A 10,237-nucleotide genomic window follows, 5' to 3' on the forward strand; every position below is an offset into this window, starting at 1 on the left:
TTTGGGTTATCACGAACAATGTAATGCTTTGATTTTAAACAATTGACAGTTCAATAAACTTCTGAAAAAAAAAGCGGCTATGCAAGATTGAATCGCTGCCACAATTCCAGCATTTTGCCCCAAATTCAACATTGGAACTATCTCAGCACTCACTTCAACTGAATATCCCCACTGATCTTTTGCTGCGCCCCCACCGCTTTTTGCATGGCCTGTCCAAGTTTAGCCACTAATTTTGGGGAACTGCCCGCCAAATTGTTCTTTTGAGCAGGGTCACTGCGCAAATCGTACAATTGCGCACTGGGTAAAGCACCCGATTCGATGTTGACTTCTTTCAACAACGCAGCACCTTTGTAGGGAGGGATAAACGCATAGGCACCCGAGCGATACGCCAATCTACCCGATGCTTCCAGTACCAGTTCCTGGCGCCCTTTTTTGTTTTTCCCCAATAGTGCAGCCAGTTGATCTTGGCTATCCATCGGCGGCGTTTTGAGCTTCAATAAAGCGGCAAAGGAGGCATATAAATCCAATTGACAAAACAGTGCATCCGACACCCCGGGGCGAACCCGCGCTGGCCAATGCACGATAAAAGGCACTTTTGCTCCACCCTCAAACAAGCTGTATTTGCCGCCGCGCAAGCCGCCAAAGGGATCGTGATCGCCCACTTTTTCTACGGCATCATCGTAGTAGCCGTCGTTCAAAACGGGACCATTGTCGCTGGAGAAAACGATTAAAGTGTTTTCCAATAAACCCTTGTTTTGCAGGTATTGAACCATTTCACCCACACACCAATCCAACTCCAGAATGGCATCGCCGCGCGGGCCCATGCCCGATTTGCCTACAAAACGCGGATGCGGCACCCGTGGCACATGGGGTTGATGTAAGGCAAAATAGAGGAAAAAGGGCTGCCCTTGATTGCTTCCAACAAAATCCTTGGCTTTTTCCAAAAACACATCCGCCATGGTTTCATCTGTCCACAAAGCTGACTTTCCCCCTCGCATGAACCCAATGCGGGGAATGCCGTTGTGGACACTCTGGTTGTGCCCATGGTGCCATTTTTGTTTGCTCATCAATTCGGGATGAGTCAATGCAGTGGGCTCCTCAGGGAAGTTTTTTTCATAACTTACTTGCAGTGGGTCCTGCGCAGATAAGCCCAATACCCGGCGATTTTCGATGTAAACCGTGGGCACCCGGTCGGTGGTAGCGGCCATGATGAAACTGTAATCAAAACCCAGGTCATTCGGGTTCTGCTGAATGGGCTGGTTCCAATCGGTGCGGCCATCGCCTAAGCCCAAATGCCATTTGCCCACTACACCTGTCCGGTAGCCCTGGGTTTTGACGAGGTCAGCGACTGTTTTTTGAGCCGTGTCCAGCAAGGCGGGGGCATCCCCGGTGAGGATTTTGGCGCGCGGGTTGCGCCAGGGGTATTGCCCAGTCAGGAGGGCGTAGCGACTTGGGGTACAGGTAGCCGAAGTAGCGTAAGCATTGGTGAAGCGCAAGCCGCCTTGCGCCAGTTTATCGATGTTGGGGGTGGACAATTTGCCTTTGCCATAGGCGCTAACGTCCCCAAGGCCCAAATCATCGGCGTAAATGACGAGGATGTTGGGCTTGCTTTGCGCGAGCAAGTGACCAACGCAGCTCAGTAACAAACAAATACTGGCCCAGATGGGCGTCATAGCGAAGAAAAAACGGCAGGCTATTTTCATGGTTGATGGCGTTTTTGGAGCAGTTCAACAGGGTGGTCAAAACTAAGCGGATTTTTGGAAAGGCTAAACACTTGCTTTTGGCTGCGCCAAAAATCATTTCTCCCCCGTCACCTCCTGCAACAACTTAAAAAATGCCCTCTTCCGTTCTGAATTGATCCCCCAATCCACTGGCACACTTTGATAGCCGGCCTCAAATCCTTCGTCCTTCATGCGGTAGTCAAAATAACCCCAGGAAGCGTAGGCATGAATGGCAGCCACAAAATTGTTGCTTTCCGCTTCGAAGTTGAAATGATCGTCTTCGTTGAACAGGATGGGGGTGTTCTGATAGCCCGCTACATTCTTGGTATCGGCCACTAGTTTGGAGATCTTGGCTGGATCACTCACCCCATTTCCGTGCAGCAGGACAAAATCGGCCACCTTAACCACATTGGGTTTGGGCAAAGTGCCGCCGCCGTAACTCGTACTGACCAAAAGGCGATGCCCCCGTTTGCGCGTGTTTTGTACCCGCTCGATCAGCTCATGTACCCGTTCGGGTTGCAGAATGGGGTGGTTGTAACTGATGTTGCATTCATTGTTGATTTCCACGAGGATGTTGCGGTATTTTTTCTTGAGCAACCAGGCCGTGATGTTGTCTACCGCCCGAATGACTGCGGCCTCGTCTTGCAAATGTTCGTCTTGGCCAAAATAGAAATAACCCAAAATGACCACCATGCCCAGTTTATTGGCTTTGTTCAGGATCATTTCGAGGCGCTGTAAGTAATCAGGGCGCAGGTTTCCCTGGGGGTCAAATGCCGAATTGATCCAACCTTTGTTGCCGTACCCCAGTGGGCTCCCACCTTGCAAGTTGAGGGTAAACGCCAACAAGCCCTGGTTTTTCCAGAGCGGCATGGCGGCGATGAATTCCCGGGTGTTGCGCTCCGGGTCCCATTTTTTGGTGTCGGCGTATTGAAATTGATCCCGGGTTGCGGGGTTCAAATCATCAAAAATGCCCTGCACCATGCGGGAATTGAAGAGTAGTCCTTCAATTTTTTGGCCCTGCCATTCCCGGCCACGGTAGGTCAATTCGCCGTTGATTTTGAATTGATTGCCCGTGATGGAAACACTCGTTTTTTGGGCGGATGCCAGGGGGAGGAACGATACAAAGTACAGCAAGCTGCCGAGGATAATCGATTTCATTGTGGAGGAATTTCTCCAAAAATAGGAAAAAGGATTCACCACGACGAACCGACGTTTAGCGCTTCGCGCTTTTGAGGCTTCGCCTCTTTTGCTAAAAGCGACAACAATGGGAAAACAGATGACGCGGATAAAAGCGGATTAAAACGGATCATATTTCAGGTAATCACAAATCTATCCGTTCCAATCCGCTTTTATCCGTGTCATCCGTTCTCCTAATTAATGTCGCTCTACGCCGAAGGCGTAAATGCGCGCAGCGCTAAAACGTCGTGATCGTCGTGTACGTCGTGGTGAATAAATCAAGCAGCGAAGCTGCGCTTAATTGCCATGCGAATCATGCTCATCGTGTACATGCCCATGCTCGATCTCCGCAGCCGTAGCACTACGAATGCCCAGAATCTCGCCGGAAAAACGAATCCCCAAACCCGCCAGCGGATGATTGTGGTCCAACATCACTTGATCCTCTTTCATCGCTATCACGCGCCAGATGATGGTTTCACCCGTTTCTTCATCATCCTCTTCCAGCATATCGCCTAATTTTAGGCCAGGAATGTTCAACTCAGCCAAAGATTCTACCCGAACGAGGTTGAGGTCGCGCTCCCCGTATGCATCTGCGGGGGCGAGGTCGACTTCAATTTTAGTCCCCACTGTTTTTCCTTCAAGCACAGCTTCTGCTTTGGGAAAAATGTTCTCGTACCCACCGTGGAGGTAGGGGAAACCTTCCTGGCTTTCTTCCAAAAGTTCGCCATCTATTTCCTGAATCTTGTAGCTGATGGTTACTACGGAGTTTTTTTGAACTGTGTGCATGTTTGTGCTTTGAAGCCCCAAAGGTATACCCCACGCGGGATGATCCGGTGAAATTTTGGCGAATTTATTTTTTTGGTGGGCGTGGTGCAAAGCACAAAATACCGCACCACCGATTTTAGTGAATCAACACCAATTTTTCACGATAAAGCTGTTTACCTACCTGTACATGAATGAAATAAACACCTTGAACCCCGAATACACAATGCTCTTTTGATCATTGTAACACTGATTGCTGATTTTGACAAAATACTGGGTATTGGGTAATAAGTTTTGCAGGGAGATATGTCCGCCTCCAAGGTCAGACAACTTGCTCCATAAAGAATCATGCAAGGTGGTAGGCAATTCATGTCCTCCGAGCCAAATGAACTCTAATGTGTTAATTTCCCTTACTTCTTCACACAAGTCACATCCGTATCAATTGCCACCTGCGTGATCGGGTGATAATTGGCTTTTTTGATCAGTTTTTCAGCATACTCCGCTTTGTTCACTCCACAAAGCTCCTTGTAAATGGGCACAATGAGCTTCTTCCGGCCCACTTTCATCAAAAAGGCTTCCATTGCTGGAAATACCTCCTCAAAGCCGTATTTAACGGCAATCCGGTAAAAGCGCAACTTGATTTCGCTGTTCTTTTGGGTCAAATGATGGGTTGCTTCCAATTGTTTCAGTTGCTCTACTGAGACTCCTTGTTCGTATACCGAATTTAAAAAGTGCAGCCAATGTGGAGTTTTCCAGGTGGCGGTTGATAGCTCTTTCACATTTTTCCAGTCCTTGGCGGAGCGTCCGATTGCCTGGAACGCGGGACTCTCAAAACTGGGGGAATTGCTGGGCAGCCCCGGCTCATAAAACCAGGCATCCGCTTTTAGGGTAGTATACGCTGCAGGGCCTATTTCTTCCTTCAAAAAAGGCAAAAACCCTTCCACCGAAGCGTCTTTCCAGGCAAATTTTTTGAGGTATTTGTTCAAGAAGGCCAGGGTGCGCTCCAGGCCGATTTGGTTTTTTAAGGCCTCCAAAAATAGGGCGCCTTTGGTGTAGGGGATGTTGTCAAATAAGCCTTCCGGGTTTTTCATTTCCCGGTAGAGTTTGGTTTGTTCGGGGGTATAGCCGTCCAGTTCTTCCTTGAGGGCGGCAATTTCATTGATCCACAACATGTCGCCGAGTTCATCCCCATTGAGCATGCGGTTGACGGTTAGTTCGCCCCAGGTGGTGAAGCCTTCGGTCAGCGCGATATCGGCCCAATTGGAATGCGTAACCAGGTTCCCAAACCAGGAATGGCAAATCTCGTGAATGACCACATTGACCAGCGAACTGTCGCCCGTGATGATGGTTCCAGAAGCATAAGTAATGCAGGGATTTTCCATGCCGCCAAAGGGGAAACGTTCGGGTAAGACCAGTACATCGTATCGTTCCCAGGGATATTCTCCAAAGCATTTTTCGGAGGCTTCCAGCATTTTTTCCACCGGAGCCAAGTCCTGCTTGGCCTTGCTGATCAAAGGTTTTTCGGCATAAAATCCAGTACGTTTGCCCAGATTGGTGTACTGCAAAGGCCCCACAGCCAGGCTCATCAAATAGCTGGGCAGGGGATTTTTTTGATGAAATTCATAAATGCCACTTGGGTTGACCTGTTTGGGGTTATCGGGGGCCGACATCAGGACCAGACTGCTATCGCCCTTAGGCAATTTGACTTTGGCGGAAAAGGTAAAACGGACTTGTGGCGCGTCTTGCAGCAGCAACCAGGAGCGCGCAAAAAGGCTTTCGGACTGGCTGAATACAAAGGGTTTTCCAGTCAGGGATTGATTGGCGTCCATGTACAACAAGCCTTCGGCATCCTTTTCTACAGCGTAGGCTATTTTTACAAAGCGGGTATCGGGGAGGATTTTGACCCTTAGGGCTTGCCCCAGAATCTAGTCCTTGGTGCCCAATTCCCAGGTGCTGGGGGTATACTTTTTGTTCGACGGGGCTACTGCAATACTTTTGATCTCGATCCCCTTGGAGTCGAGCACTAATTCTTCGCCGGGCTGGACTTGTTCAATGGTGAGTTCTTCTGTGGCTTCGATGTGTTTTTTAGGCACATCGATCTGCGCATCCCAATCCAGGTGGGTGACCCGAACCTGGTCAAAATTGGCGTAAGAATGTGGGTCTTTGGCGGCCTTTATTTGTTCGGCTACTTTTGGGGTATTTGTGCAGCTGGCCAAAGTTATGGCGACGAGCAGCGGAATGATTTTTTGGGTAAAAAAAGTGGGCTTGGAAAACATGTTGTGCTGGTTGAGGGTGAAAAAATGTAATTTCCCGGAGCGTTGAATCTGTCTTTAAAGAAACGTTTTAAAACCAGATCAGGTCTTATTTTGCGCTCAGATTTTGTCAAAGTACGTTTCTTATCAACGTGCCAAGCCCAATCCTCACCTAAAACAACCAAAATGAAAAAAATTGAACTTGGTGCTTTTAATGATTTTGCAGACCGGATTCCCACGCATCACCAGATAAATGGACTCGATTTGGTGGTGGTTCGTTACGATGACCAGGTTTCGGTACTGTATGGGCGTTGTTTGCACCGTGGTGCCTTGATGGCGGATGGTTACATCGATGGTCAGAACCTTATTTGTGGTGTGCACGGCTGGGATTATCGCTATGATACGGGGGTGAGTGAATACAATAACCATGAAGTGTTGCACAAGTTTTTTGCAGAGATAGAGGAGGAGATCGTTTGGATAGATGAGGATGAGATAAATGCTTTTTTGGCGCAACACCCCCAACCTTTTAACCGAGACCAATACCTCGGGCAATATGCCGATACCCATCCCGAAAGCACTGAACCCTACACGGGATACATCAAAACACTCGCGCAGAATGGCTTGAAAAAATTTGGCAAACACGGCCCTTCTGAATCTATGGGGGTCGATAGAAATACCTTGCCCAAGTGGGAGGACATTCAATTTTTGCCCGCTCAACTCGCCAAACGCCCATTGCTTGACGATGAAGCAGTACAGACTAAAGTGGTAATTGGCCCTCGGGCTAAAAAGCCGCTGGAATTGGACATCCCCATTTTTGTTTCAGACATGAGTTTTGGTGCTTTGTCCAAAGAAGCCAAAATCGCCCTGGCCATGGGCGCCGAAATGTCCGGTACCGGCATTTGCAGCGGCGAAGGAGGTATGCTCGCCGAAGAACAACAAAACAACAGTCGCTATTTTTATGAATTGGCCTCCGCCAAATTTGGCTTTTCCTGGGACAAGGTAAAAAAAGCACAGGCTTTTCATTTTAAAGGCGGACAAGGGGCCAAAACCGGAACGGGTGGGCACCTGCCAGGCAACAAAGTGAGCAAAGAGATCGCGGCAGTCCGGGGCCTGCAAGAAGGGCAATCCGCCATCTCCCCCGCCGCATTTCCTGACCTGATTACACCCGAAGACTTTGCCGCATTTGCGCAGGAAGTAAGGGCTCAAACTGGTGGCATCCCCATTGGTTTTAAAATAGCCGCCAGCCATATTGAGGCGGATATTGATTTTGCGCTAAAGGTAGGAGTTGATTACCTGATCCTGGATGGCCGGGGTGGTGGAACGGGTTCGGCGCCTTCCATCCTGAGGAACAACATCAATGTTCCCACTATACCAGCCTTGGCCAGAGCCAGAAAGCACCTGGACAACCTTGGGATCGCAGACATCACGCTGGTGATCACCGGAGGGTTAAGAGTGCCGGAAGATTTTGCCAAAGCCATGATGTTGGGGGCTGATGCCGTGGCCATCGCCAATTCTGCCTTACAAGCCATCGGCTGCCTGGGCATGCGGGCCTGTGGCAGCAACAATTGCCCGGTGGGGATTGCGACCCAAAAAGAAAACCTCAGAAGCCGATTGATCGTCGAAGCTTCAGCCATGCAACTCAACAATTTTTTGCAGGCCTCCAATGAGCTGATTAAAGTGATTGCCAGGGCCTGTGGGCACCACAATGTTCAGCAGTTTAATTTCAATGACCTGACTACACTGAACTACGACATGCATCGGTATACGGGCATTGCATTTTCGGGTATACATTAGCCCCTGTCTAAAAGTTTCACCTAGGACAATTGGCAACAAAACCGGATTCAAAAATGGTCAACAAAGCAGCAGACGTTTTACCTCAGCTTGTGCTTCCCAGCAATGAGCTAAGCGAGGATATAGCCTTCTTTACCAAGCTGGGTTTCCGCCTGGATAACATCTTCCCGGCCGATGATCCGGCGGTGGCGATCATGTCGGGATACGGCCTGCACCTCCGCATTGACAAGGCAGCCGAGAACCCGGCCCCCTGCATTCATCTATTGACCGATGATCCAGAAGCCCTGAGCGGAGGCGAAACGACGCTGAAGGCCCCGAATGGAACCACCATTCAATTGCGCCCCCGGTCCTACCAACTGCACCGACCAGCTACCCAACACAAATTTGAAGTGCGCCAACTGCAGGACAAAGACCCCTGGGTGATTGGCCGGGCGGGCATGTTGTACCGCGATCTGATCCCCGACCGTTTGGGGGGCAGCATCATTGCTTCGCATATCCGCATTCCCCAGGGTGGCCCGGTACCGGATATGGTGCATTACCACACGATTGGTTTTCAGTTGATTTATTGCTACAAGGGCTGGGTGAAACTGGTGTACGAAGACCAGGGGCCACCATTCATCCTCCATGCCGGGGATTGTGTAACCCAACCGCCAGAAATCCGGCATCAGGTATTGGAAGCATCGGATAACCTGGAAGTGATCGAAATTGGGGTTCCAGCAGTACACATGACCACCATTGACCACGAGATGGAGTTGCCTACTGCACAGATTCGGCCTGAGCGGGAATTTCAAGGGCAAACTTTTTGCCACCATCGGGTAGCAGCCGCCAGCTGGAAACCCTGGCGCATCAAGGGTTTTGAGCATCGAGATACGGGGATCACTCAGGCGACCAAAGGGGTGGCATCGGTACAGGTGGTGCGTGCTGTTCAATTCCCTGAAACGCCGCAATGGTCTAGTCACCATACGGATATCCAGTTTACTTTTGTGCTGAAAGGTACGCTTGATTTACAGGTCGAAGGCCACGGATTGCAGGAGTTGCAGCAAGGGGATGCCTGGGTGATGCCGCCGGGATTGGGGAGTCAGGTGATGGGTTTTTCGGGGGATTTGGAGTTTTTGGAGGTGGGAGTGTTGGGGGGCTGATAAAATCAAAAGCCCATTGATGATTTTAAAATTTAATGGATTGATTCTTTGTAAAATAGAGGCTCTTTTTCTATCTTCACCAACTGAGTCAAGTACTTTTTTTTAGCGTACTTAGAACCCGTTTTAAGGCGAAAGCATAAAAAAAGTACTGGCGATATTGCCGCAACTAACGACCATATAAAACACGCAATGCGGCAATCCAACACACGGCTGATGTAATTACGCAATGCTAATTTGGATATGGTCGTTGGTTGCGACAGGAAGGAGTTATCTCATATTAAAAAAAAAGCATGCGAAAAAGTATAACAATTTCAATTTTAGTACCCTTATTGATGATTTTCTCATCATGTGGTAAGGAAGAAATTTCTTTGCAGACAGATTCAGAGTTTTATGAAATAATAAAGGGTCGATGGGTACCATTCAAGGCCATTTCTAATGAAATAATTACAATTGATGATTTTTGTGCTGGAAATTTATTCGGTGTCTATATGAACGCTTTTGAAATAACTGAAATAGAAAAATATTCTCCAAGCCTTTACTGTGGAACAGAGTTTACTGAATCAGGGTTTAAAGGAGCGTACAAATATAAAATATCTTCAAATGAACTAACATTCACCGAGTTTTTTGAAAATGAATCTCCTGTAAGCTTAACCTATATTCTAAACAACTTAACAGACAGCACAATGATATTGAAAAATGCTGTTACTGAATTACATCTTAAAAAAATTGATTGATCAAGAAGTAATTAAACCCGAGATAACAATGCACTGGACAGACAGACTTGCTATCGCTGCGTCCGTCGCCAGTGCTCGACGTTAGCTGATATTAAAAAAAACCTACTTCGAAATGAAAGTTCATTACCTTTTTATCATTTTCTTTATTGCTATAACTTCATCTGCAAATGCTGAAGAAGTTACCTATTCCGGAAGTCTGAATTATGGTAATGGTTCACTAAATTATCAAATAGAGGTAACCAAGACAGAAAATCAAGCAAGCATATTTTTTACAAGCATTGAAATGAATGCTTATCAAATTCCAGCGTTGAATGTTAACCTAAGCAATGACTCCTTAAACTTTTATATAGTTAGTGATTTTTATACTTACGAATACAAATTCAAAAAACTGGATGGTGGTTTAACCGGAAAACTGAATATATACGCAAACGAAACAGAGGAACTATTAAATACGATAGAATCTGTTTTAACAAAAAAAGAAACGGACGCCTCTGAAATTAAAGAGGAAGAAGTCACTTTTCAGTGGGTGTAATTCAAATTGTCGCACCTCATCATTAAGCTGCGGATTTCCTGAAAATATTAGTGATGAGATCGAATTTTTGGCTGCGTAAAGCGACCCTAAGTTTGATCATCTTATCGCAACCATCATCAGACCAGCGTTG

The 10,237-nt window shown here is 47.7% G+C and carries 9 protein-coding genes; 4 read left to right on the top strand and 5 right to left on the bottom strand.

Going from position 1 to position 10,237, the window contains the following annotated elements; all coding sequences use genetic code 11:
• Positions 1 to 149: 149 nt before the first annotated feature.
• The 5 genes from ACEW9O_RS27825 to ACEW9O_RS27845 form a co-directional block, all read right to left on the bottom strand.
• Entirely contained in the window at positions 150 to 1,703 is a 1,554-nt protein-coding gene (locus tag ACEW9O_RS27825; protein WP_373553506.1) for an arylsulfatase, read from the bottom strand.
• Positions 1,704 to 1,796: 93 nt separating this feature from the next.
• A complete protein-coding gene (locus ACEW9O_RS27830) occupies positions 1,797 to 2,879 on the bottom strand; it encodes a hypothetical protein (protein WP_373553507.1) in 1,083 nt (360 codons plus the stop codon).
• Positions 2,880 to 3,194: 315 nt separating this feature from the next.
• The gene (locus ACEW9O_RS27835) at positions 3,195 to 3,683 is read right to left on the bottom strand and encodes a peptidylprolyl isomerase (protein WP_373553508.1); all 489 of its coding nucleotides are present in this window, start codon (positions 3,681 to 3,683) and stop codon (positions 3,195 to 3,197) included.
• 386 nt (positions 3,684 to 4,069) lie between these two features.
• Complete coding sequence (locus ACEW9O_RS27840) at positions 4,070 to 5,584, bottom strand: leukotriene A4 hydrolase C-terminal domain-containing protein (protein ID WP_373553514.1); 1,515 nt, start codon at positions 5,582 to 5,584, stop codon at positions 4,070 to 4,072.
• Entirely contained in the window at positions 5,585 to 5,935 is a 351-nt protein-coding gene (locus tag ACEW9O_RS27845; RefSeq protein ID WP_373553509.1) for a hypothetical protein, read from the bottom strand.
• 162 nt (positions 5,936 to 6,097) lie between these two features.
• On the opposite strand from ACEW9O_RS27845, the gene ACEW9O_RS27850 reads away from it, so the two are divergent.
• From ACEW9O_RS27850 to ACEW9O_RS27865, 4 genes are all read left to right on the top strand, one after another.
• Positions 6,098 to 7,705: a glutamate synthase-related protein gene (locus ACEW9O_RS27850; protein ID WP_373553510.1), complete on the top strand. Its 1,608-nt coding sequence runs from the start codon at positions 6,098 to 6,100 to the stop codon at positions 7,703 to 7,705.
• A 53-nt stretch (positions 7,706 to 7,758) separates the two neighbouring features.
• Positions 7,759 to 8,841 (top strand): cupin domain-containing protein, encoded by a 1,083-nt coding sequence (locus tag ACEW9O_RS27855; protein WP_373553511.1) that lies wholly within the window; start codon positions 7,759 to 7,761, stop codon positions 8,839 to 8,841.
• Positions 8,842 to 9,131: 290 nt separating this feature from the next.
• Complete coding sequence (locus tag ACEW9O_RS27860) at positions 9,132 to 9,575, top strand: hypothetical protein (RefSeq protein ID WP_373553512.1); 444 nt, start codon at positions 9,132 to 9,134, stop codon at positions 9,573 to 9,575.
• Positions 9,576 to 9,687: 112 nt separating this feature from the next.
• Positions 9,688 to 10,107: a hypothetical protein gene (locus ACEW9O_RS27865; protein WP_373553513.1), complete on the top strand. Its 420-nt coding sequence runs from the start codon at positions 9,688 to 9,690 to the stop codon at positions 10,105 to 10,107.
• Positions 10,108 to 10,237: the final 130 nt, after the last annotated feature.

The organism is Haliscomenobacter sp., assembly GCF_041740695.1.
Classification (GTDB): domain Bacteria; phylum Bacteroidota; class Bacteroidia; order Chitinophagales; family Saprospiraceae; genus Haliscomenobacter.

What these genes read in the sequence shown, in the direction of transcription:
- ACEW9O_RS27830 (WP_373553507.1), bottom strand. Translation starts at nt 2,879, where the DNA reads ATGAAATCGATTATCCTCGGCAGCTTGCTGTACTTTGTATCGTTCCTC.
- ACEW9O_RS27825 (WP_373553506.1), bottom strand. Translation starts at nt 1,703, where the DNA reads ATGAAAATAGCCTGCCGTTTTTTCTTCGCTATGACGCCCATCTGGGCC.
- ACEW9O_RS27835 (WP_373553508.1), bottom strand. Translation starts at nt 3,683, where the DNA reads ATGCACACAGTTCAAAAAAACTCCGTAGTAACCATCAGCTACAAGATT.
- ACEW9O_RS27865 (WP_373553513.1), top strand. Translation starts at nt 9,688, where the DNA reads ATGAAAGTTCATTACCTTTTTATCATTTTCTTTATTGCTATAACTTCA.
- ACEW9O_RS27845 (WP_373553509.1), bottom strand. Translation starts at nt 5,935, where the DNA reads ATGTTTTCCAAGCCCACTTTTTTTACCCAAAAAATCATTCCGCTGCTC.
- ACEW9O_RS27850 (WP_373553510.1), top strand. Translation starts at nt 6,098, where the DNA reads ATGAAAAAAATTGAACTTGGTGCTTTTAATGATTTTGCAGACCGGATT.
- ACEW9O_RS27860 (WP_373553512.1), top strand. Translation starts at nt 9,132, where the DNA reads ATGCGAAAAAGTATAACAATTTCAATTTTAGTACCCTTATTGATGATT.
- ACEW9O_RS27855 (WP_373553511.1), top strand. Translation starts at nt 7,759, where the DNA reads ATGGTCAACAAAGCAGCAGACGTTTTACCTCAGCTTGTGCTTCCCAGC.